This window comes from Rhizomicrobium sp., from assembly GCA_037200385.1.
Taxonomy (GTDB): Bacteria; Pseudomonadota; Alphaproteobacteria; order Micropepsales; family Micropepsaceae; genus Rhizomicrobium.
In genome coordinates this window covers 543,360-564,545 of record JBBCGL010000001.1, presented here as the reverse complement: position 1 = coordinate 564,545, position 21,186 = coordinate 543,360, and the positions used below count along the sequence as shown (strand labels likewise).

The window sequence follows — 21,186 nt, the reverse complement described above, 5'->3', positions numbered from 1 at the left end:
CCATGCGGGGATTAGGCGCGAAATCGCTTCGGCAGATGGTCGGCGAAGGCATTGATGCCTTCATCGAGGACGAGGCGCTGACGCGCGGCGCGGCGATCGCATTCTATGCAGTAACGTCCATCGCACCCCTGTTGTTCGTTGCGGTCACCATCGCCAGCATCGGCTTCGGGCAGGACGCGGCCCGCCACGCGATCTTTTCTCAGTTTCACCATATGATGAGCCGCGAAAGCGCCGATCTTCTGCAGCTGGCGGTGCGCAATGTGAACAGCACCTCCAACGGCGTGATCGGCAGCATCGTCGGCGTCGCAACTCTTATTCTTACGACGTCTGGAGTGTTCGGCGAGATGGAGGATGCGCTGAACATCATCTGGCGCGCTCCGCGTAAGGGTTCCGTGCTGCGGCGATTGCTGCGCGGTCGTGCGGTCAGCCTGGCTCTCGTGATCGGACTTGGATTCCTGCTGCTCGTTTCGATGACGCTCACGGCCCTGCTTGCTGCCCTCTCGCACTACATCGATGTCCATACGCCTTATAGTCAGTTCGCGCTTATGGCGACCAACGTTGCGATCGGCGTCGTGTTGATGACGTTGCTCTTTGCGGCGATCTACAAAGTTCTGCCCAATCTCGATCTGGAATGGCGCGATGTACTTCCCGGTGCATTCGGCACCACCGTTCTGGTCCAGGTCGGTCAGCTCCTGCTGGGCTGGTATTTCGGATCCACGTCGGTCGCAGCGCCTTATGGCGCCGCAGGCGGACTCATCATCCTCCTTCTTTGGGTTTATTATCTGGCGCAGGTTTTCCTGTTGGGAGCCGAGTTTACGAAGGTCTACGCCTGCCATTTCGGCAGCCATCAGACTGCCGCATGTCGAACGCCGGAGCCTGCACCGGAATTCGCATTGCCGGGGACTTGAACTAATTGGCGGCCATATCGTAGGGCGCGGGCTTGAAAGCATCGGCTGCGCGCTGGGCCGCGGTCAAATCGTCCGCTCCTAGTTGGCTGTGAAGCGCTTCGACACGTTGCTTGGATTCCGCGTCGCCCTGCCGGCCCGCGACGGAATACCATTTATAGGCATCCAGCAAGCTTTGCGGCACGCCATCGCCCCGCTCGTACAACACGGCAAGATTGAATTCGGAATCCACATAACCGAGAGCCGCGGCCCGCGAGAACCAGCGCACCGCTTCCGATGGATTCTTCGCCGTCCCCGCCCCCTGCGCATAGGCGACGGCGAGATCGTGCATCGCCTTTCGATTGCCCTGCAGCGCCGCAGCTTCGTACCATTGCAGCGCTTTTGTGGGATCGGCGGCCGTGCCGGTGCCAAGTGCATAGAGGGTGGCAAGGCGATATTGCGCAACGGGTTTGCCCTGGATCGCCGCCAACGTGATCCAGTGGAAGGCCGCCACCGGGTCTCTGGGCGCGACGCTCAGATAACGCAAACCGATCTGGAATTCCGCAGCCCCATCGCCCGCCTGAGCGCGGACCGTCAAACGATCGAGCGGTGTATGTGCCAGATCCGCCGTGACGGCGTCCCGGCGTGGAACTCGTACGATATGGCTGAGAGCCTCGCGGCGACCGTCGCTGACACCTTGACTGAAGGCCATGCCGGCGGCGGCGGCGAAGATGGCGATTACCACGATGGCGCCGAGCAAATAGCGGGTCGTGCTGGCGCGGGTCGCAGTTGGCTTCGCGTCGGCCACGGCTTCGGCGGCAGCGTTTGCCGCCGCCACCGACTTGCGCACTTCGGAGAGGTAAGATCTCGGCGCCTCGGTCATGGGAGCTTCTGGCGTCTCGGCAGGCTGCGGCGCCATCATGTCCGCCCGTTCGATCATCGGATCGGCGGCGGTCGGGTCATCGGGCCCGGCTATCTCGGGCACATGGTTCTCGGCCAACGCCGCATGTGCCACGCTTTCGACGGTCTGAATGCGCAGCGCCGCTTCATTGAGGGCAGCGCGCAATTCATTCGCCGTCGCCTTGGCTTTCGCCTCGGCCGCGTCGGCGCGCGCCTGCAGCGCCGCGACGGTCGCCTGCATCGACTTCACGGCGTCCTCGGCCGCCGCCGCAGCGGCCCGCGCGTTCTTCTCCACCTGCTCCTGGCGGGCCTCGATCGCCCCCATGCCGCGCTCGAACACGCGCAGGCGGCGCTCGAGCCAGGCATCGGGCGCACGCGGGATGTCCTTCGCGTCGGCTTCGTCTGTTCTGGCGTCGAGGAGCTGCGCCAGCTCGCCACGGCGCGCCAGGCGCTGGCGGACAGGTGCGGCAAGGGCCGGTTCTTCAGCATCAACCATCGCCGCATCGTCGGGTCGCCCCAGCGGTAGTGAAACGACGACAGCATTTTCGCTTCTGTCGGTCTCGCGTGCCGATTGCCAGTCGATGCCGCGCATCTGGTGCGCCAATGCAGCCAAATCCTCGGACACAACCGACATCAGCAGGTCCTCTCGGCGCGCAAAGAGGCCGTATGCCTGGGCACGACCCAGACCGGCCTCGGCCGCAGCCTTGCTCAGGGTCACGCCGTCCACGCCGTCACGACCGGCAATCGCCCGCGCGGCTTCGACAAGCCTGGATCGCAGGGCGGAAGCCCCGGAGCGGTCTTCGCTGGTCTGGCTGATTTGCACTGGACCCTACCTCTGCGTCGAGAGTGGCAGGAGCGCCTTACCAAAAGTGCAAGCCGTTACTTCGTTTTCTAGTTATCGGCCATATTCGTGTGGAACTTGCGGAACTGCGCGATAAGGGTTGTCGCGATCTGGCACAGAAGCGAAGGTCGCCGTGCTATTCGGCTGCCGTCGGCACAGCGATCGGTAACGGCTTTGGCCGGTTGACCAAGCGCATCAGAACATTGATGCCGGCGATCGTCCCGACATAGGCGACGAGCTGCGCGCCATTCGGTTGATCGCTGTAGCCGACCAGCGTGTGCAGCATGCGGCCAATGATGCCCAGGGCACCCTCGCCGCCTTCGGGCAATAGCCACGACGTGTCCCATAGGGGCATCATCAGCACTTGCAGATATCCCGCATTCTGGATGAACAGCACCGCTTGCGATGCCATGCCGGCGGCAAGCAGGGTGATCATCCAGCCGGTCACCGCGAACAGCCGGTGCGCCGGGATCGAAAGCAGGCCGAAATACATCAAGCCGGACACCACCGCGCCGGCAGCCAAACCCAGCGCGCCGCCCAACAAAAGCGAGGCGGTCGTGGTGCCGCCCTGGGCCACGATGCCATACAGAAACAACACGACCTCGGAGCCTTCGCGCAGCACGGCGACGCCGACGACCACCGCCAACGCGGTCATCGTGCGCTGGCCGGCGGTCACGGCGGCGCCCACTGCCCGCATCTCGCGCGCGATCTCGCGGCCATGGCTCGCCATCCAGACATTATGCCAAGTGAGCATCGCGACGGCGAGAATGAGAACGGTGGCGTTGAACAATTCCTGCCCCGAGCCTTCGAACAGCGCCCCGAGCTGGCCTGCGAAGGCGGCGACCAAGCAAGCGCCGGCGACGCCCGCGGCAACGCCCAGCGCGACCCACGTTCCGCGTCCGATCACACCCTTGGTCGCGGCGAGGACGATGCCCACGATCAGACCGGCTTCGATGGCTTCGCGAAAGACGATGATCAGGCTCTGGAGCATGGCCTACTCCGCGATCACGACGCCCTGCGCCGTGTCGGAATGGTATTCGCCCATGAAGGGGTATTTGCCCGGCGCGAGCGGCCGCAGCCGGATATTGCCCGTGCCGTGACCGGCCACCACCTTTTCGACCTTGAGCGCGGTCGAGTCGAACTCGTCCGCCGTGTCGTCATTGTTGCTCAGCACGAGCACGTTCGGCTCGCCGGCTTTGACGTGGATTGTCGAAGGCGTGAAGCGATGGTTTTTCAGCACCACGGAAATCGGCGTGCCGGCGAATGCGGGCACGGCAAGCAACAACAATCCGGCAGCAATGATCGTCGATCGATACATGGGCAATCCAACCAAAGACTATCCACCGTAATCGCAACTCAGTCGCAAGTACAAGCGATGCAACGCCGCGGCTCGTAACTACTTATGGTTGCATAAAATTTCGTTGCTCAACCAACAACTTAAATCGAAAAATCGATTCGCGCGTGTTCCTGCGCCCGTCCCCTCTCCGTGTTTTCGCAGCGGCATTTCACCGCTCGCGGCGTCCGTTCCGTTCTTGGATCTCAAGGACTTCCATGGCGCAGAAAGACGCATATCGATCATCACAACCTGCGCAGGGTCTCGATACCTCTGCACAGGTTATGCGTGCAGAAGACTGCGCCGCGCCAGGGGCGGCACATCTGGCCGATATTGCAGCTCATGGCCTGGCACGGAGCATGCCGGAATTGTCTGCGCATATCGTGATCACGCGCGCACAACGGGCCGCGCTGCTGGGGCTCCTGGCCTTCACTGTCGCGCTCGCGATCGCCAGGCCGCAGACGATGTGGTTCGCGTTGAATGTCCTCCTCGTCTTCAGCTTCCTGGCCGGAACCGTGTTTCGCGCCACATTGGCTTTGATCGGAGGATTGCCGAAGGCCGCAAGACCGTCTCCGGGCTGCGCGGCATCCCTGCCCGTCTACACAATTCTGGTGCCCTTGCTGCGCGAGGCCAATGTGCTGCCGCGACTGGCGCGGGCGCTGCTGCTGCTCGATTATCCGCACGACAAGCTCGACATCAAACTGATCGTAGAGGAAGACGACGCCGAAACGGCTGTCGTCGCGGCCGAGTTGAGCCGTCGCGGGCCCTTCGAGGTGGTGTGCGTGCCGCGCGGCAAGCCGCAGACCAAACCGCGGGCTTGCAATTATGCGCTCAACTTCGCGCGCGGCGAATTCACCGTCATATACGACGCCGAGGACCGGCCGGAACGCGACCAGCTGCACAAGGCGGTTGGCGAATTCCGCGCGGCCGATACGGATCTCGCCTGCCTCCAGGCGCGACTGAATTTCTACAATGCGCCGGACAATTGGCTTACCAAGTCGTTCGCGCTCGACTACGCGTTGTGGTTCGACGTGCTGTTGCCCGGACTCGACCGGCTCGGCGTACCGATGCCGCTGGGCGGGACCTCCAACCATTTCCGGACCGGCGTCCTGCGCGAGCTCGGCGGCTGGGATCCGTTCAACGTCACCGAGGACGCCGATCTGGGCATCCGCATCGCGCAGCTCGGCAAGCGCGTCGCCATGCTCGACTCGACGACGTTCGAGGAGGCGCCGACGCGGCTCCCCGTCTGGGTGAAACAGCGCTCGCGCTGGATGAAGGGCTACATGCAGACCTGGCTGGTGCACACGCGCCGGCCGCTGTCGCTGCTGCGCCGCGCCGGTGCGAACGGCTTCTTCGCGTTTCATCTCTTCATCGGCGGCGCGGTCGCCGCGTCGCTGGCGACGCCGCTGTTGTGGGCCGCGCTGGTGCTTTCTCTCCTTCTGGACGGCCGCGCCGCGGCACTGACCGCTTCGGGCCTCGCGGGCGGCAACCTGCTGCTCACGCTGCTCGCCGTGGCAAGTCCGTTCCGCCGCGGCTGGCGCGGCATCGCGCCTTACGGCCTCACCGTGACCGTCTATTGGTGCCTGATCGCGTTCGCGGCGTGGCGCGGGCTTTTCCAGCTCATGCGCGATCCGTTCTATTGGGAGAAGACGGCGCACGGCCTCGCCCGCCCTGGCCGATGATCGCGCGGATCGTCCCTTTGTTGCTCGCCTTTGCCGTGTCGCTCGCAGCTGCCAAGGCAGGTGCGTGGACGTTGCGGCGCGGTCATTGGCAAGTATTCTCGACCGTGACGCAGAGCGAAGCGAGCGTGAGCTTCGACGCGGCAGGACATGCCGACCTGCACACCAGTTTCAACAAGCTGCTGATCCAGAACTGCCTGGAGTACGGCCTCACCGATCGCGTGACGCTGTTTGCGATTCCCGCCTTCGTCGATGCACGGGTGACGCCGGCCAGCGGCGTCGCGGCCAAGATCACCGACACGTCGCTTGAAGCGGGCGCGCGGCTGTTGCTGCTCGGACGCGCGGGAAAGCTCTCGCTCCAGGCCTCCTACAAGACGGCCGGCGCCTTCGACTTGTCGGTCTCCACCGGCCGCAATTCGGGGTCGCAGGCCGAGCTGCGGCTGCTCTATGGCACCGGCTTCCGATTGTTCGGCCGCGACGGCTTCGCGGACATCCAGGTCGCGCAGCGCTGGATCCAGCGGCCCCGCCCCGACGAGACGCCGATCGACCTGACTGCCGGCCTGTGGATCACGAAGAGCGTGATGCTGATGGCACAGAGCTTCAACATCGTCAGCGACGGCGATGCGGGCGCGCCCTACACCTATTACCGTAGCCACAAGCTGGAGCTCTCGGTCACCCAGAAATTGTCGCGGCACTGGTCGATCCAGGTCGGGACGTTTTATTCGCCGGCGGGACAGAATGCGTTGACGGAACGGGGCGTGCAGATTTCGCTGTGGACACAGGATTGACGCGAACGCCTCTTCCTGCAGTGGATTTCCCCCTCCGTCACGCGCGCTTCGCTTGCGCGACACCTCCCCCGCTTCGCAGGAGAGGACATTCATTCCGCCGCCTGTTGGAATTCGAGACGGTCGAAGGCAGCGGCGAGCACGGAACCGTTGGGTTCGGCTTTGAGGCGCGCCGCGATGGCCTCACGCGCCTGCCCGCGGCCGAAATCGGCGGCCGTCACGGCGTGCCACTCGATCATCTGCTCCCACACCGGATCGATGATGCCGGCACCCGGAACGGTCTTCCCGTCGACGGTACGGATGGTGACGCTGCGCAGCTCCGACACCACGGTCGCCAGATAAGCGACATGGACAGCCTCGTCGGTGCGGATCCGCTCGACGAGGTCGGCCGCATGCGAGGCGGCGGGGCGGCGGTCGGCGAAATTCGCCGGATCGCGCATCACGGTCTGGCAGAAGGAGAAGAAGCTTTCCGCTTTCACCTCGATCATCAGCACGTTCATCAGCAGCAGGATCCAGTCCTCGTATCCCTGCGGAATCTGCGGCATGCGGCGGCCGGTCTCGGGCCGCGCGATGCTCGCGGGCACGTCGGGGATCGGATAGGCGTCCTTGCCGAACAGCGCGTCGCGCACTGCGAACCACATGTCGTCATGACCGCCGATGCCCAGCGCCTTCTGGCCGCCCTCGTCATAGCCATGCGCCGCGAGCAGCCCCTTGTTGAGATGCCCGAGCGCGGTCTGCGAGATATCCTCGACCACGATGGCCTGGAAATCGGGGGCCACGGCCTGGGCCAGCATGCCGCCGCGCGCCTCGATCACCCCGGTGATGGTGAGCGAATTCCACAAGGTCTCGCCGACGCCGCGGCCGAGCAGAAATTTCATCTGCTCGGTGGTGGGATAAGGTCCGCGCTTGAGGAGGCGCAGCGAGGCGTCGATCACCGTCTCGCCGCGGCTGCCGAGTTGCGCCTGCCAGGCCGTCACGGCGGGCCAGCGGTTGAGCGTGCGCGGCGAGATGTAATTTCCCTCCGCATCGAAACCGCCATGCAGTCGATACCCAGCCTCGATCTGCGGCTGGACATAGGCGTGATCGGCCATGATCTCGTCGCGCGTATAGGCGAGCTTGGTCATCGTCGGACTCCTCCCGGAACGGCCTTGTGCGGCGCAGGCCTTATGCACTGATAGTTTGTCAGCCGTGCCCGCCTGTCAACGCCCCGGTTACGCCGGCGACACGATCCGGACAGCAAAGAGCGCAACAAAACGTGCAGCGTTTTGAAGCCCTTGCGACGTGACGGACACAGTTTCACGACATCGCAAGCCGAGCGTGGCGGGGCGGAAAGAGCGCCCAATGCCTTCCGCCCAAACCCAAGGAGACAAGACAGATGAGACAGAAAATCGTGTTCGCGGCCGCGTTCGGGGTGGCGTTCGGCCTCGGCATCGCCGCCGCGCTGGCCGCAGAGCCGGGCTATTACGTGTCGGTCGAGGGCGGGCTGTCGCTGCCGCCCGACCTGCACGTCGACAGCCCGACGCTGGGGCCGGCGCGCGACAGTTTCGGGACCGGGTTCGTCGCGGGCGGTGCCGCGGGCTACGACACCGGCGAAGGCTGGCGGGTCGAGCTGAGCTCGCTTTATCAGCATACGGACGTTTCGCGGGTGAACGGCGCGCCGGCCACCGGCCATCTGTCGTCGACCGGATTGATGGCCAACGCCACCTACGACCTGGTGCCCGATGCGCGGTTCACGCCTTATGTCGGGGCGGGCCTCGGCTTCCAGAACGTCGGCGGCGAGGTGAACGGGCTTTCGGGCCGCGACTGGAAACCCGCCTACCAGGCGGAAGCGGGCCTCAGGACCGACATCGCGCCGAACACCTCGCTGTTCGGCGAGTACCGGTTCAGCCAGTCGGAGTCGGTCACGCTGTCCGACGCCAGCGACAGCGCGCACCAGCACTTCTCCGACCACGCCTTGCTGGCGGGCCTGAGCTTCAAGCTCGACTGACGCGTCCACCGGGGCACCTTGGGATGAGGTGTCCCGGTGGGAGCGGGAGGTGAAGACGGCGACCAGCGCGCGGCCGCGCGCGATGTGGTCGCGGGCCAGCGCCAGCAGGGCACGGCGCTCGCGTGTATAGAGACCATGCTTGAGCCCATTGCGGTTTCCGGCCGGCGCACCGCGCCGGGGCGCGGCGCCGGAGGGCGGCGGCGCGAATTCTCGTTTTTTTGAATTCAATTCGCCCAAGGCGCCCGCGGCCAGACTGCGGCGGAGCCGGCCGCGGACCACGCGGGCGAGCGCCGCCGTGACGGCGACATCGGCCCGCAGCAGCCGCGCCGGGAGGGCGTTGGCGGCGAGTGGGTTCGCTCCGTCCAGAACATGGAACCGGCCGCGCAGGGCGTCACCCTCGTCGAGGTGACGCGTGAGGCTGAGCGCCGCCAGATGACGGGTCTCGCGGTCGTTGAGGGCGCGGTTAGGTTGGCACATCGGAGAGATGTGGGCGGCCGAAAATAGGATTCAAGACCCTGTTGGAGGTTTTTTTTACTATCCCCGGTCCGGCGCGAAAAAGGTGGCGGTTGGGGCGGGGTTTTGGTGGAAGGCAGGGGGATAAGTCATGCGAACGGACCGCAAGCAGCTAACGGGAACCCGTCGGGCGCCCGTTGCAACGGTATTCGAAGCTCCATTCCGGCTCTCCGTCGAACAGCGAGAGGGGCGACGTCTTTCGCGAGGTGTTCCATACGAAACAACCGGGATCGCCGGTCCGCACATGCTGGCCGATCGTGATGGTAGAGCGGACACCGTTCACGACCAGGTTCAGATCACCATAGAAAGGTTCGAGCGAAACAGTATCGCCGCCGCTTGCCGTCTCCAGGACGATGCTCTCATTGTCATCCAGCCCGAAAGCGCTGTTCTTGCGGACGCGGACCAAGTCGTTCAGGAGCAGGTTGGCGCCCGCCGGCGCGATTGCCTTGGCAATGCCGGTTCGCGTGTCGTCGATGACGCCGCCTCTGGTCCATCTGGATGGCAGATGGTCGAGGACGATCAGACATGTGGCGAGGACAGTTGCCGCCGCGCCGGCGATGGCAAAACCATCGACCACGGCTCCCGGTATTGCTCGGTCGCGCCGCCGCGTCGCCTGCAAGACAAACACCCTCCGCCTCAAGCACAGGCCGAGACTATACGATCCCCGATTTCGCGGATATTTGCCGTGTATTGAAAGTCTGTGGAAGATATTCCGCCGCAGCGCGGACGGCGCAAACCCCGCCATGCCCAAGCGGGCGGGCATCTGGGTCCCGGCTCGGCGCGATGCTCGCGCATCGCTTGGCCGGGATGACAGTCGCGATTCAAACTGATCACAACAAACTCTGGGCCCGGATTCTATTGGCTGAAAAAGCCTATCATCCCAGCGCAGCGAGAGCCGGGACCCATCGAGCGTGATACGCGATGGGTCCCGGCTCGGCGCGATGCTGGCGCATCGCTTGGCCGGGATGACAAGCTTTTTTCAGCCAATTGAGTATGGACACTACGGCTTCAGCGCCGTCACCAGAAAGCGCGTGAGATTGTCCAGGACCTCTTCGCGCGAGCGTTCCGAGCGGGCGCCTTCGCTGGCGACCTGGTGGATGGCGCCCAGGATCGCCTGGCCGACGATCTCGGGGTTGTAGCTGCGGCAGGCGGCGCCGATGCGCTGGCCTTCGCGCACGATCTCGCCCCAGTCCATGCCCCAGCGCACCAGGAGCGGCATCGCCTGGGCGCCTTCGGCGTCGATCACCAACTCGTCGGTCATCGCGGCGGCGAGCACGCCGGGATGCTCGGCGGAATATTCATAGACCGCCTTCAGGTTGGCGGCGATCGTGCTCTCCAGCGTCGGATGCTCGGGCTGGCGCGCCTTCATGTAGTCGTGCAGCTCCTCCCGCGCCTCCTCGACGAAGGCGAGGAAGCAGGCCTTCTTGTCCGGATAGTGCAGATAGAAGGTGCCGTGGCCGAGCCCCGCTTCGCGCGCGATGTCCTGCGGCCGCGTCGCGTGATAGCCGCGCTCGACGAACAGCTTGCGGGCCGCGCGCTTGAGCTTGGCGAGGCTTTCGGGCTTGCGCCGAACCGGTTTGCCCAGAGTCGTTTGATCCATATACGGAGCTTCGTCTGCGTTTACGTCCTAAGTCAATCTTTACCGCTTCAGCCGGCATCGCCGCCGCGCTACGCTCCGCGCAATCGGATGGAGGATGCGATGCGCAAATGGGTGATAGCGGCATGCTGCATTGCAGCGCTGACGGCATGGACGGCGCCGTCCTTTTCGATGGGAAGCGGCAGCGGCGCGGTCTATGGCGGCGGCGGCACGGGCTTCGACGACTATGCGATCGCGGTCCGCCTCATCAAGCACGAGAAATACGCCGACGCGATTCCGCATCTGCTGACCGCGCTGAGCGAGCGGCCGAACAATGCCGACGTGCTGAACTATCTGGGCTACACCGAGCGGATGACGGGCAATTACCCGGCCTCGCTCGACTATTATCAGCGTGCTCTCGCGATCAAGCCGGAGCACAAGGGGGCGCATGAATATCTCGGCGAGCTCTATCTGCAGATGCACGATCCGGCGTCGGCGCAACGCGAACTCGACACGCTCGCGAGCCTGTGTCCGGACGGCTGCGCGGAGCGCGAGACGCTGAGCAAGGCGATCGCGACCTATGGGACGGCGCCGGCGAGCAATTGAATCGCCCGGATTGAGAAAATGCGCCCGGTGGTCGTCACTGCCCGGCTCGCGCGCTACGCCGCCTTCTTCTCTCTCAGCGCGCGCCACCGTCGCTTCGCGGCGGAGGAGCGTTTCAGCCTGCTAGTCCTTGTATCCCGGATCCACCCGATCGCATTTGCGGCGCAGCGCCGGCCAGGCGAGCGCGCCGACCATGCCGTTGAACGCCGCCGCGCCCTGCCCGGCGGTCTTCTCCGGCACGCCCTGGTTCGGCCAGTTCGGCGCGGCGCCGCCGGCCAGCGCGCGCACCTGCATGGCGCAGGCGCGCTCCAGCCAGAACATCCGCATATAGGCGTCGGCGCAGTTCTTGCCGAGCGCCAGCGTGCCGTGATTGCGCAGCAGCATCGCGTTCTTGTCGCCGATGTCGTGGACCAGGCGCTCGCGCTCGTCGAGGTCGAGCGCGACGCCCTCATAGTCGTGATAGGCGAGCTCGCCCGCGATCATCATGGCGTGCTGGTCGAGCGGCAGCAGGCCGTCCTTCTGCGCCGACACCGCGACGCCGTCGGTGGTGTGCAGATGGATGACGCAGCCCGCGTCCTCGCGGTGCATGTGCAGGGCGGAGTGGATGGTGAAGCCGGCGGCGTTCACCGGGAACGGCGATTCGACGACCTTGTTGCCGTCGACATCGATCTTCACGAGGCTGGAGGCGGTGATCTCCTCGAACAGCAGGCCATAAGGATTGATCAGGAAATGATGCTCCGGACCCGGCACGCGGGCCGAGATGTGGGTGAAGATCATGTCGTCCCAGCCCTGCATCGCGACCAGGCGGTAGGTGGCGGCCAGATCCTCGCGAACGGCCCATTCCTCGTCCGACACCTTGCCCTTCAGCGAGGGCGCGTCTTGCGGGGTCGGCATCTTGCGGGCGGCGGCACTCATGGGATTTCTCCGGCGGACATGGCGAAACGGAAGGATGGACCTCGTGGGGCGAGAGGTCAAACACTGCATCACCACCCCCTTGTGGGGCGCTCTCGACGCCCAGCACCGTTCCACCACCCGAAAATGCTGCGCATTTTTCGACCTCCCCACAAGGGGGAGGTGATCATAGAAATCGCATCTCGATCACCGACCATGCGTATGCCGTCACGCGCCAGGCGCCGTCCTCGCGTTGCAGCACGACGCTCTTGCCGCCGAGTTCGCGGAAGGGCCTGCCGTGGAGCTTGCCGGTCCAGGTGACGGGGACAGTGAAGAAGGCGCGGTCGCCGTGGACCGTGAAGTCGAGCGCGGCGGCGAAGGTGAAGGCCATGTCGCTGAGCGGATGCGTGTGCGCGCGCATGGCAGCGCGCCACGAGATGGCGTCGCGGAAGATGTGCGGCGCGAAATTCTCGATGATCGTGACGTCGGCGGCGAAGACGCCGTCCGTGGCGGCATCGTCGCCGGCGATGAAGCGCGCGATGGCCGCGGCGCGCGCCAGCATGTCGGCATCGGGCTGGCTCATCGCACCCGCGTCACGGCGATCTTCCAGCCTTCGTAGAGCGTGTTGCGCGCCGGCGCCTTCATCTGCGGCGTGAAGCGGCGGTCGAGCGCCCAGCGGGCGGCGATGTCCTTGGTGTCCTTGAAGAGGCCGGCGGCGAGGCCGGCGAGATAGGCCGCGCCCAGCGCGGTGGTCTCCGTCACCTGCGGGCGGTCGACGGGCAGGCCGGTGAGATCGGCGAGGCGCTGGCAGAACCAGTCGTTGCGCACCATGCCGCCATCGACCTTGAGCGCCTTAGGCGCGCGCAGGCCCGAGCGTTTCATATCTTTCGCCATCGCTTCGAGAAGGTCGCGGGTCTGGAAGCACACCGCGTCGAGCGCGGCGCGCGCGATCTCGGCGGCGCCCATGTCGCGGGTGAGGCCGACGATGGCGCCACGCGCGTCGGGATCCCAATAGGGGGCGCCGAGGCCGGTGAAGGCCGGCACGAAATAAAGTCCCTCCGCGTCCTTCGCGGTGCGGGCAAGCGCCTCGATCTCCTCGGCGCTGCGGATCACGCCCAGCGCATCGCGCAGCCACTGCACGACGGCGCCCGCGATGAAGATGCTGCCCTCGATGGCATAAGCGGTCTTCTTTCCGACGCGATAGGCGCTCGTCGCAAGAAGCCGGTTCTTCGAGACCGGAACCTTCGGACCGGTGTTCACCAGCGCGAAGCAGCCGGTGCCGTAGGTCGATTTCACGTCGCCGGGATTGAAGCAGGCCTGGCCGAACGCCGCGGCCTGCTGGTCGCCCGCGACGCCGAGGATCGGGATCGCGGCGCCGAGCAGCGCTTGGTCGGACGCGCCGAAATCGCCGGCGCTGTCGCGAACCTCCGGCAGCGCCTTGGCAGGAATGTCGAACAGCTTGAGCAACTCGGCGTCCCAGGCGAGCGTCTTCAGATTGAGCAGCATGGTGCGCGACGCATTGGTCACGTCGGTCGCGTGGACCTTGCCGCCCGTGAGCTTGAAGATCAGCCAGGCGTCGATGGTGCCGAGCACGATATCGCCCAGCTCCGCCTTGCGCCGCGAACCCGGCAGGCGATCCAGCAGCCATTCCATCTTGGTGGCGGAGAAATAGGGATCGAGCAGCAGCCCGGTCTTGGCGGCGATCCTGGGCTCGAGCTTGCGGGCTTTCAGCGCGCGACAGCGGTCGGCGGTGCGGCGGTCCTGCCAGACGATGGCGTTGTGCAGCGGCTTGCCCGTCCGGCGGTCCCAGATGACGGTGGTCTCGCGCTGATTGGTGATGCCGATGGCCGCGACATCGCCCACCGGCACGCCTTTCAGCGCGGCGCGGCAGCAACCCAGCGCCGCCCGCCAGATCTCCCCCGCGTCATGTTCGACCCAGCCATTGGCCGGATAGATCTGGCGCAGCGCGATCGCGTGGGAAGCGACGGGCTTCGCCTGGGCGTCGAACAGGATCGCCCGCGTCGAGGTCGTGCCCTGGTCGATGGCCAGGATGTAGGGCGCTTCGCTGTGGGTCATGTCTGGATTCGGCACAGGTTCGAAAGAGCTGAGTTCCGTAGCTTAACACGACGTTAACGGTCGTTTGCTACTGGTGTCATACGGCAGAACCGCCGGGTGCAGAAAGCATTTTGGGGCAGACATTGGGCCTTACCGCGCATGACATGAGCGATATGGGACGCCTGGCCCAGCTCGCCGTCAATCCGCAAGGCACCAGCCGCGAGGAGATCTATCTCGCGGTCGCGTCGCTCTATCGCATCCAGGGCACCGGGCTGAACCAGCGCGAGCGCGCGCTGATGCACGACATCCTGCGCCGGCTGACGCGCGACGTGGAGATGGCGATCCGCATCGCGCTGGCCGAGCGGCTGGCCGACGACACGATGGCGCCGCATGAGCTGATCCTCCTGCTGGCGGACGACAAGATCGAAGTGGCGCGGCCGTTGCTGCTGCGCAGTCCCCTGCTCACCGATGCCGATTTCCTCGAGCTCATCACCGCGGGAAGCGAAGCGCATCACGAGGCGGTCGCGACGCGGCCGCATATCGGCGAACCCGTCAGCGACGCGCTGGCGAAGAGCAACGCCGAGTCCGTCCTGGTGGCGCTGGTGCGCAATGCGACCGCGAAGATCTCCTCCCTGACCTTCGAGACCCTGGTCGAGAAGTCGCGCGACATCGCCGGCCTGCAGGAGCCGCTGACCCACCGCTCCGACCTGCCGCCCGTGCTGGCGACGCGGATGTGCGAATGGGTCACGGACGCGCTCAAGACCTATATCGCGAAGAACTACCGCATCGCGCCGGAGAAGCTTTCGGCGGCGATGAACGAGGCGACGATCGTGGTGACGCGCGAGCCGCCGCCGCCGCGCACCCCGCCCGCGGAAAGCGCGCAGAAGCTGATCGAGAAGCTGGCGTGCTCGGGACAGCTCAAGGCCGGCTTCCTGCTGCGCGTGCTGCACCAGGGCCAGCTCGATCTGTTCGACCTGGCGCTGGCCAAGCTGGTCGCCTTGCCCCTGCCCGAGCTGCGGCTGAAATTCTACGATGGCGGACCCCGCGCCGTCGCGCTCGCCTGCCGCGGCGTCGGAATCGACCGTTGCGTGTTCAGCACCGTGTTCAACCTGTCGCGGCAGTCGCGCGGCATGCGCACATCGGTAGGTCCCGGCGACATGGGCGAGGTCGACCGCGTGTTCTCGACCCTGACCAGGTCCGGCGCGCTGAGCGAACTGGCGAGTTTGCGGTTCGCCTGAATATCACTGCCGCCCGCGCGGGATTGCGGTTTTGACGCCGCCCAGGCCAGCTTTCGTCGAGACGCCGCCGCCTGCTACAGTCGCGGCATGATCGATCCGTTCGGCCGGCATATCTCCTATCTGCGCATCTCGGTGACCGACCGCTGCGATTTCCGTTGCGTCTATTGCATGACGGAACACATGACCTTCCTCTCCAAGGCGGAGCTGCTGACGCTGGAGGAGATGGAGCGGCTCGCGCTGGCATTCGTCGACAAGGGCGTGGAGCGGCTGCGGATCACCGGCGGCGAGCCGCTGGTCCGGCGCGATGTGATGCGGCTGTTCGACCGGCTGGGGGCGCGGATCGGCAAGTCCAACCTCAAAGAGGTCACGCTGACGACCAATGGCAGCCAGCTGGCGCGCCATGCCCACGACCTCGTTGCCGCCGGCGTGAAGCGGATCAACGTCTCGCTGGACACGCGCGATCCGGAGACGTTCCGCGCCATCACGCGCTGGGGCCGCCTGGAACAGGTGCTGGAAGGGATCGACACGGCCGACGCGGCCGGACTGAAGATCAAGATCAACACCGTGGCGCTCAAGGGCGTCAACGAAGACGAGATCGCCGACCTGATGCGCTGGGCACATGGCCGCGGCTTCGACCTGACGCTGATCGAGACCATGCCGATGGGCGAGATCGACGGCGACCGCGTCGGGCAATATCTGCCGCTGTCGCTGGTGCGGGCGCGGCTGGCGCGGGAGTTCACGCTGGCGGAGACCGATTATCGCACCGGCGGGCCGGCGCGCTATGCAAGGGTGATCGAGACCGGCGGGCGGCTCGGCTTCATCACGCCGCTGACGCATAACTTCTGCGAGAGCTGCAACCGGGTAAGGCTGACCTGCACGGGCACGCTTTACATGTGCCTGGGGCGGGAGGATGCGGCGGATCTGCGGGCGCCCTTGCGCGCCTCGGCGGACGATGCCCTGCTCCACCGCGCGATCGACGCGGCGATCGCGCGCAAGCCCAAGGGCCATGATTTCATCATCGACCGCCGCCACGCGCAGCCGGCGCTCAAGCGGCCCATGTCGCTGACGGGCGGGTAGACATGAAACTGCATTTCGTGGCCGCTTCGGCGGCGGACGCCCAGGCCGCCCTGATCCAGATGCGGCAGCGGCACGAAGATGCCGGACCGGACAATGCCGAGGTCGTCGTCGCGCTGGGCGGCGACGGCTTCATGCTGCAGACGCTGCACAATTTCCTGAGCCGCAAGAAGCCGATCTACGGGATGAATCTCGGGTCGGTCGGCTTCCTCATGAACGAGTATCATGAGGACAGGCTGGAGGAGCGCCTGGCGGCCGCGGAGTCCGCCCTGCTCCATCCCTTGCGCATGCGGACCGAAGGCCCGCGCGGCACGACCGAGGCGCTGGCGTTCAACGAGGTCTCGCTGCTGCGCCAGACGCGGCAGGCGGCGAAGCTGCGGATCCTGGTCGACGACAGGCCGCGCATCGCCGAACTGATCTGCGACGGCGTGCTGGTGTCGACACCGGCCGGCAGCACCGCCTACAACCTCTCGGCGCATGGCCCGATCCTGCCGATCGACGCGGACCTGCTGGCGCTGACGCCGATCAGCGCCTTCCGGCCGCGGCGCTGGCGCGGCGCGCTGCTGTCGCACCGCGCGCATGTCCGTTTCGAGATCCTCGAAGCCGGCAAGCGCCCGGTGAGCGCGGTGGCCGACGACCTGGAGGCCCGCGACGTCACCGCGGTGGACGTCCAGGAAGACCGCACCATCGGCATGACCATGCTGTTCGACGCGGGCCACAGCCTGGATGAACGGATCATCGCCGAGCAGTTCGTCGACTAATGCTCCCACGCTTTACAGGCCGTTAAGGGCCCGGGGCGTAGTTTTCGCCATCGGGGAAAGAGCGGCCTGGCGTTGGCACGGCGGACATGAGCGGCTATCGATTCGACAGGTTGAAGGTGCTCGTCGTCGACGACAACCAGCACATGCGCAAGCTCGTGGTCGCGATCCTGCAGGCCTTCGGCGTGCTCCAGATCTTCGAGGCCGGCGACGGCAACAAGGCCTGGGCGATGCTGCGCGAAACCAATCCCGACGTCATCATCCTGGACTGGATGATGGAGGGACTGACGGGGCTCGAGATCGTCAAGATGGTGCGCACCTCGGCCCAGACGCCCAATCCCTTCGTGCCGATCATCATGCTCACCGGCTACAGCCAGGCGGAGCATGTGCGCCAGGCACGCGACGCGGGCGCCAACGAATTCCTCGCCAAGCCGGTTTCGGTGAAGGCGATCATGTCGCGGCTGGTGTCGGTGATCGAGCAGCCGCGGCCCTATGTGCGGACCAAGGCCTATTTCGGTCCCTGCCGGCGGCGGCGCGGCAAGGAAGAATATCGCGGGCCGGAACGGCGGGCGATGACGGCCGAGGCCGCCATCACCGACGACGCGGCCTAGAGGACGAAGACCATGGCGCGCCAGCTCCCCATCGAAATCTTCATGCCGCCGAACATCCTGAAGGCGAAGGTCGGCAGCGCGGCCGGCGGCATCGACATGGCCGCGATCAAGCGCGCCGAGGCCGCGGTGGAGACGCTGAAGGTCGAGTTCGACGACTGGCTGGCGGAGGATGTGGCGCGGCTCGGCGCCTGCCGCGACCGCTTTGCGGCGGCGCCGGACGGCACGGCGCGCGAAGACCTGTTCCGCGCGGCGCACGACCTGAAAGGCCAGGCCGAGACCTTCGAGTATCCGATGATCGCCCGCATCGCGGCGTCGCTGAGCAACCTGCTCGACGCCGCCGATCGGACGCCCGTCGCTCCGCTCCAGCTGGTCGACGCGCATGTCGACGCGATCCGCGTGGTGTTCCGCGACAAGATCAAGACCTCGAGCGACCGCGTCGCCATGGTGCTGGCGGTCGAGCTCGAGGCACGCGTCAAGGCGCTGCTGCCTTAGAGCGCGTCCTTCATGCTGGCGAAGGTCTGCGTATAGCCCGCGTCGTCGCGGATCTTGAGGATCTGGCCGTCGGGCCCGGTCTCCACCCATGGCGTCACCGGGACGATCTTCGCCGCCTGCGCGGCGGCGATGGCGGATGCGACCGTGCCCGTTTCGCCCAGCTTCATCAGGTTCAGCTTGGTCGGGAAGATCACGTTCCATTTCTTGCGGTCGGAGATCGCCTCGCCGGGCGTGATCCAGATCGAGTCCACCGATTCGCGGCCGTCATGGCTGCCGACATGCCCGACGGGCGAAGCGGCGAGGAAGAAATGCGTGTCGAAGCGCTTGGGCATGTTGGCCGGCGTGATCCAGTGCGCGAAAGGCACGAGCCGGTCGAGCGCCAGGCGCAACTTCTCCTTCTCGAGAACCTCGGCGAGGACGGCTTCGCGCCTGTCGAGCAACGGACGGTAGTGCTGCAGCTCCTCGAGACGGCCGGCGGACACCAGCGCACCGGTGCGGGCGTCGCGGGCGAGCAGGATGCCGGACTCCTCGAAGGCCTCGCGGATCGCGCCGGCGCCGAGGCCGCGCATCTCCGCCGTCCAGTCCGCGGCGCAGTCGACATGCGCCGCCAGCGCGGGATCGCTGTCGCCCTTCTCCAGCTTGCCGCCGGGAAAGACCAGCGCGCCGGCGACGAAGTCGATCTGGTGATGGCGCTTGACCATGAACACTTCGAGGCCCTGCACTCCGTCGCGCAGCAGCAGGATCGTGGCGGCGGGCAGCGGCGTGGCGGCCGGCTTGGCGGTCTCGGACATGGTTCCTCGCGGTTCTTTCGCCAAGTCTAGCGAGTGGTTGCGGCCGCCGCCAAGCTCAAGGACAGCGTGACCGCGAGAACCGTGTAGAAGCCGCGCGATCCCATCGCCGTTGCCGCACCGCCGCAGAGCAGCGGGCCGAGGATCGAGCCCAGGCCGAACAACAGGATCAAGCCTGCCGCAGCGGCAACGCGGTTCCCGGGCTCGACCGCATCATTGGTGTGCGCGGCAGAGATCGCGTAGATCGGAAAGACCAGCGCACCGGTGAGCGCGGCGCCGACATATTCCAGCAGGGCGCCCTGCCCGTCGGCCCACAGGCCGAACAGCGATACGGCGATGCCGCCGGCCGACAGCAAGGCGAGCGTCCGGCGGCGGCCGGCCCGATCGGAAAACCACCCCATCGGAAACTGGACCAGCGCGCCGCCCATCATGGCGAACGCCATGAAGACGCCGGTCTGGTTCTGGTCGAAGCCGCTATGCCGCGCATAGACCGGGCCGAAGGTGAAGACGATGGACCAGGAGACGCCAGCGAGCACGGTCGTGACCGCGCCGAGCGGCGAGATGGCGAACAGCTTGAGGATGTCGAGCGGTTCGGGCGGAGCGCGCCGCGGCGCGGTGTGGCGCGCGATCACGACCGGCACGGCGCCGACGAGGAACAGCGCGGCGGCGAGGAGGAACGGAACGACGCCCCGGGGATCTTCGAGACTGAACAAGCCCTGTGCGATGGTCATCGCGATCATCTGCACGACCATGTAGATCGAGAAGACGCGGCCGCGCATGTCGTTGGCGACGCGGTCGTGGATCCAGCTTTCCGCGCCGATATAGAGGCTGGAGAGGACGAAGCCGGAGATCAGGCGCAGCACCGACCAGGCGATGGGCACGACGAGCAGCGCATGCGCGGCGATCACCAGCGCGGCGCACATCGCGCCCACCCACATCGCGTTGACATGGCCGGCACGGCCGATGACGGTGCGGCTTGCGAGCGGCGCCAGCGAATAGCCGACATAGTAGCTCGCCATGATGATACCGGTGGTCCAATCGGGAAAGGCTTCGAGCACCGCGCGATAGCTGAGCAGGCTCGTCTGCAGGCCGTTGGCGAGCTGGACGAAGAAGATCGCGATGATGACGGCCCAGACGGACGCGACGGCGGCGCGCATGATGTCCCCTTGTTGGACGCGTGCATACTGGGCGGCGCGGCAAAGGGAAAGGCCGCGTATCGAGGGCTGCTTGGATCGCGACATCCGATATCCGGGGTCTGCGGACAAATCGGATCAGTTCACCGACGGGCTCTCGGGCGTGAGCGACGACAGCACGTCCATCACGCCGGGCGTGAGCAGGAAGGGTGCCGCGGCGCCGGTCGTGTCGCCGTCGGACCTGCTCGAGAAGAAGCCGTGACTGGGACGCCAAGAGCCGAAGCTTGCCAGCAGCGAATCCGTGTCGGGCGTGCCGGCGGCGTCGACGACGATCGTCGAGCTTGGCGCGGGATCCTGCGCGGGCATGCCCGCGAGCGCGGCGGCGCCGTTCGGCTGCTTGAGCGCCCAGTTGTAGACCTCGCGTACCGTCTTGGGCGTGCCGTCGGCGTGATAGAAGACGTTGCGGTTGGCGCCCGCCGCGGCGGGGAAAGCCTGCGCGGCGTTGGCACCCGGCTGGCTGTCGCTCATGCGGATCAGCTTGCAGGCGGCGTCGGGACCAAGGAAATGGGCGGCGTAGAGTTCGCCGCCGCAGACATCGCGCCCCAGCGAGCCGGACAATGTCGCGCGGGTGGCCTGGGCGAACTCGCCTTCCATCAGGGCGGCAATCTGGGGATCGTTGCGCAGGGCAAGAATTGCCGAGCGGTCGGCGGAATTCGACGTGCGGTAACGGCCATCGGCGCCTTGGCTGATCGCATTGGCATAGGAGCCGAGGCCGTGCTTGGCGCCGTAGGTCTTGACCACGCCGAGCCAGGTCTGGTCGACGAATTGGAAGAGGCCGGCGGCCGAGGACGTGCCTGCTTTTGCGCAGGGTTTCAGGCTCGATTCGCGCATCGCGGTGCCGAGCAGATAGTTGAAATCGGCGCCGGTCGCGACCGAGGCGCGTTGCAGCGCGCCGATGACGGCGGAACGGTCGGTGGTCGCGATTGCGGCTTCTGCCTGCATGGCTACGGGTTCTCCTTGCGCGAAGCGGAGCAACAGCCGTGCC

Annotated in this window: 22 protein-coding genes; 10 read left to right on the top strand and 12 right to left on the bottom strand. The window is 66.2% G+C overall.

What is annotated here, in order from left to right; all coding sequences use genetic code 11:
* The first annotated feature begins 35 nt into the window (after positions 1-35).
* Positions 36-908 (top strand): YihY/virulence factor BrkB family protein, encoded by an 873-nt coding sequence (locus WDM91_02530; GenBank protein ID MEI9993446.1) that lies wholly within the window; start codon positions 36-38, stop codon positions 906-908.
* 1 nt (position 909) lies between these two features.
* Here WDM91_02530 and WDM91_02525 read toward each other — a convergent pair whose 3' ends face one another.
* From WDM91_02525 to WDM91_02515, 3 genes are all read right to left on the bottom strand, one after another.
* Positions 910-2,607, bottom strand: a complete 1,698-nt coding sequence (locus tag WDM91_02525) for a hypothetical protein (protein MEI9993445.1) — start codon at positions 2,605-2,607, stop codon at positions 910-912.
* A gap of 154 nt (positions 2,608-2,761) precedes the next feature.
* The gene (locus WDM91_02520) at positions 2,762-3,616 is read right to left on the bottom strand and encodes an FTR1 family protein (protein ID MEI9993444.1); all 855 of its coding nucleotides are present in this window, start codon (positions 3,614-3,616) and stop codon (positions 2,762-2,764) included.
* A 3-nt stretch (positions 3,617-3,619) separates the two neighbouring features.
* Complete coding sequence (locus tag WDM91_02515; GenBank protein ID MEI9993443.1) at positions 3,620-3,943, bottom strand: cupredoxin domain-containing protein; 324 nt, start codon at positions 3,941-3,943, stop codon at positions 3,620-3,622.
* Positions 3,944-4,317: 374 nt separating this feature from the next.
* Between WDM91_02515 and WDM91_02510 the strand changes: the two genes are divergently transcribed.
* Together WDM91_02510 and WDM91_02505 are read left to right on the top strand one after the other, a co-directional pair.
* Positions 4,318-5,640, top strand: coding sequence for a glycosyltransferase (locus WDM91_02510; GenBank protein ID MEI9993442.1), 1,323 nt, complete (start codon positions 4,318-4,320; stop codon positions 5,638-5,640).
* Between the two features lie 104 nt (positions 5,641-5,744).
* Positions 5,745-6,425 carry a hypothetical protein gene (locus tag WDM91_02505; protein MEI9993441.1) on the top strand — a complete coding sequence of 227 codons (681 nt, stop codon included), beginning with the start codon at positions 5,745-5,747 and terminating at the stop codon, positions 6,423-6,425.
* Between the two features lie 89 nt (positions 6,426-6,514).
* Here WDM91_02505 and WDM91_02500 read toward each other — a convergent pair whose 3' ends face one another.
* The gene (locus tag WDM91_02500; protein ID MEI9993440.1) at positions 6,515-7,546 is read right to left on the bottom strand and encodes a hypothetical protein; all 1,032 of its coding nucleotides are present in this window, start codon (positions 7,544-7,546) and stop codon (positions 6,515-6,517) included.
* A gap of 251 nt (positions 7,547-7,797) precedes the next feature.
* Between WDM91_02500 and WDM91_02495 the strand changes: the two genes are divergently transcribed.
* Positions 7,798-8,409: an outer membrane beta-barrel protein gene (locus tag WDM91_02495; GenBank protein ID MEI9993439.1), complete on the top strand. Its 612-nt coding sequence runs from the start codon at positions 7,798-7,800 to the stop codon at positions 8,407-8,409.
* A 625-nt stretch (positions 8,410-9,034) separates the two neighbouring features.
* Here WDM91_02495 and WDM91_02490 read toward each other — a convergent pair.
* Complete coding sequence (locus WDM91_02490) at positions 9,035-9,541, bottom strand: hypothetical protein (protein MEI9993438.1); 507 nt, start codon at positions 9,539-9,541, stop codon at positions 9,035-9,037.
* A 381-nt stretch (positions 9,542-9,922) separates the two neighbouring features.
* Entirely contained in the window at positions 9,923-10,522 is a 600-nt protein-coding gene (locus WDM91_02485) for a TetR/AcrR family transcriptional regulator (GenBank protein ID MEI9993437.1), read from the bottom strand.
* A 99-nt stretch (positions 10,523-10,621) separates the two neighbouring features.
* On the opposite strand from WDM91_02485, the gene WDM91_02480 reads away from it, so the two are divergent.
* Positions 10,622-11,104, top strand: coding sequence for a tetratricopeptide repeat protein (locus WDM91_02480; GenBank protein MEI9993436.1), 483 nt, complete (start codon positions 10,622-10,624; stop codon positions 11,102-11,104).
* A gap of 120 nt (positions 11,105-11,224) precedes the next feature.
* On the opposite strand, the gene WDM91_02475 is transcribed toward WDM91_02480, so the two are convergent.
* The 3 genes from WDM91_02475 to glpK form a co-directional block, all read right to left on the bottom strand.
* Positions 11,225-12,016, bottom strand: coding sequence for a class II aldolase/adducin family protein (locus WDM91_02475; GenBank protein ID MEI9993435.1), 792 nt, complete (start codon positions 12,014-12,016; stop codon positions 11,225-11,227).
* Positions 12,017-12,179: 163 nt separating this feature from the next.
* Positions 12,180-12,575 carry a DUF4440 domain-containing protein gene (locus tag WDM91_02470; protein MEI9993434.1) on the bottom strand — a complete coding sequence of 132 codons (396 nt, stop codon included), beginning with the start codon at positions 12,573-12,575 and terminating at the stop codon, positions 12,180-12,182.
* Positions 12,572-14,068 (bottom strand): glycerol kinase GlpK, encoded by a 1,497-nt coding sequence (gene glpK, locus WDM91_02465; protein ID MEI9993433.1) that lies wholly within the window; start codon positions 14,066-14,068, stop codon positions 12,572-12,574. Before glpK ends, WDM91_02470 begins: the two co-directional genes overlap by 4 nt.
* A gap of 143 nt (positions 14,069-14,211) precedes the next feature.
* Between glpK and WDM91_02460 the strand changes: the two genes are divergently transcribed.
* From WDM91_02460 to WDM91_02440, 5 genes are all read left to right on the top strand, one after another.
* Positions 14,212-15,285, top strand: a complete 1,074-nt coding sequence (locus WDM91_02460) for a DUF2336 domain-containing protein (protein ID MEI9993432.1) — start codon at positions 14,212-14,214, stop codon at positions 15,283-15,285.
* An 87-nt stretch (positions 15,286-15,372) separates the two neighbouring features.
* Positions 15,373-16,362: a GTP 3',8-cyclase MoaA gene (gene moaA / locus WDM91_02455; protein ID MEI9993431.1), complete on the top strand. Its 990-nt coding sequence runs from the start codon at positions 15,373-15,375 to the stop codon at positions 16,360-16,362.
* 2 nt (positions 16,363-16,364) lie between these two features.
* Entirely contained in the window at positions 16,365-17,120 is a 756-nt protein-coding gene (locus tag WDM91_02450; GenBank protein ID MEI9993430.1) for an NAD kinase, read from the top strand.
* An 86-nt stretch (positions 17,121-17,206) separates the two neighbouring features.
* On the top strand, positions 17,207-17,728 hold the full coding sequence (locus tag WDM91_02445; protein MEI9993429.1) for a response regulator: 522 nt from the start codon (positions 17,207-17,209) through the stop codon (positions 17,726-17,728).
* A 12-nt stretch (positions 17,729-17,740) separates the two neighbouring features.
* On the top strand, positions 17,741-18,220 hold the full coding sequence (locus WDM91_02440; protein ID MEI9993428.1) for an Hpt domain-containing protein: 480 nt from the start codon (positions 17,741-17,743) through the stop codon (positions 18,218-18,220).
* On the opposite strand, the gene WDM91_02435 is transcribed toward WDM91_02440, so the two are convergent.
* The 3 genes from WDM91_02435 to WDM91_02425 form a co-directional block, all read right to left on the bottom strand.
* Positions 18,217-19,011 (bottom strand): hypothetical protein, encoded by a 795-nt coding sequence (locus WDM91_02435; GenBank protein ID MEI9993427.1) that lies wholly within the window; start codon positions 19,009-19,011, stop codon positions 18,217-18,219. The two genes, WDM91_02440 and WDM91_02435, sit on opposite strands and share 4 nt — an antisense overlap.
* A gap of 26 nt (positions 19,012-19,037) precedes the next feature.
* Complete coding sequence (locus tag WDM91_02430; GenBank protein ID MEI9993426.1) at positions 19,038-20,165, bottom strand: MFS transporter; 1,128 nt, start codon at positions 20,163-20,165, stop codon at positions 19,038-19,040.
* Positions 20,166-20,279: 114 nt separating this feature from the next.
* The gene (locus WDM91_02425) at positions 20,280-21,143 is read right to left on the bottom strand and encodes a hypothetical protein (protein MEI9993425.1); all 864 of its coding nucleotides are present in this window, start codon (positions 21,141-21,143) and stop codon (positions 20,280-20,282) included.
* Positions 21,144-21,186: the final 43 nt, after the last annotated feature.

Bases quoted from the DNA above. Each gene is read 5' to 3' on its own strand.
- WDM91_02530 (MEI9993446.1), top strand. From the start codon at position 36: ATGGTCGGCGAAGGCATTGATGCCTTCATCGAGGACGAGGCGCTGACG.
- WDM91_02520 (MEI9993444.1), bottom strand. From the start codon at position 3,616: ATGCTCCAGAGCCTGATCATCGTCTTTCGCGAAGCCATCGAAGCCGGT.
- WDM91_02515 (MEI9993443.1), bottom strand. From the start codon at position 3,943: ATGTATCGATCGACGATCATTGCTGCCGGATTGTTGTTGCTTGCCGTG.
- WDM91_02510 (MEI9993442.1), top strand. From the start codon at position 4,318: ATGCCGGAATTGTCTGCGCATATCGTGATCACGCGCGCACAACGGGCC.
- WDM91_02500 (MEI9993440.1), bottom strand. From the start codon at position 7,546: ATGACCAAGCTCGCCTATACGCGCGACGAGATCATGGCCGATCACGCC.
- WDM91_02495 (MEI9993439.1), top strand. From the start codon at position 7,798: ATGAGACAGAAAATCGTGTTCGCGGCCGCGTTCGGGGTGGCGTTCGGC.
- WDM91_02485 (MEI9993437.1), bottom strand. From the start codon at position 10,522: ATGGATCAAACGACTCTGGGCAAACCGGTTCGGCGCAAGCCCGAAAGC.
- WDM91_02480 (MEI9993436.1), top strand. From the start codon at position 10,622: ATGCGCAAATGGGTGATAGCGGCATGCTGCATTGCAGCGCTGACGGCA.
- WDM91_02475 (MEI9993435.1), bottom strand. From the start codon at position 12,016: ATGAGTGCCGCCGCCCGCAAGATGCCGACCCCGCAAGACGCGCCCTCG.
- WDM91_02470 (MEI9993434.1), bottom strand. From the start codon at position 12,575: ATGAGCCAGCCCGATGCCGACATGCTGGCGCGCGCCGCGGCCATCGCG.
- glpK (MEI9993433.1), bottom strand. From the start codon at position 14,068: ATGACCCACAGCGAAGCGCCCTACATCCTGGCCATCGACCAGGGCACG.
- WDM91_02460 (MEI9993432.1), top strand. From the start codon at position 14,212: ATGAGCGATATGGGACGCCTGGCCCAGCTCGCCGTCAATCCGCAAGGC.
- moaA (MEI9993431.1), top strand. From the start codon at position 15,373: ATGATCGATCCGTTCGGCCGGCATATCTCCTATCTGCGCATCTCGGTG.
- WDM91_02450 (MEI9993430.1), top strand. From the start codon at position 16,365: ATGAAACTGCATTTCGTGGCCGCTTCGGCGGCGGACGCCCAGGCCGCC.
- WDM91_02445 (MEI9993429.1), top strand. From the start codon at position 17,207: ATGAGCGGCTATCGATTCGACAGGTTGAAGGTGCTCGTCGTCGACGAC.
- WDM91_02440 (MEI9993428.1), top strand. From the start codon at position 17,741: ATGGCGCGCCAGCTCCCCATCGAAATCTTCATGCCGCCGAACATCCTG.
- WDM91_02435 (MEI9993427.1), bottom strand. From the start codon at position 19,011: ATGTCCGAGACCGCCAAGCCGGCCGCCACGCCGCTGCCCGCCGCCACG.
- WDM91_02430 (MEI9993426.1), bottom strand. From the start codon at position 20,165: ATGCGCGCCGCCGTCGCGTCCGTCTGGGCCGTCATCATCGCGATCTTC.
- WDM91_02425 (MEI9993425.1), bottom strand. From the start codon at position 21,143: ATGCAGGCAGAAGCCGCAATCGCGACCACCGACCGTTCCGCCGTCATC.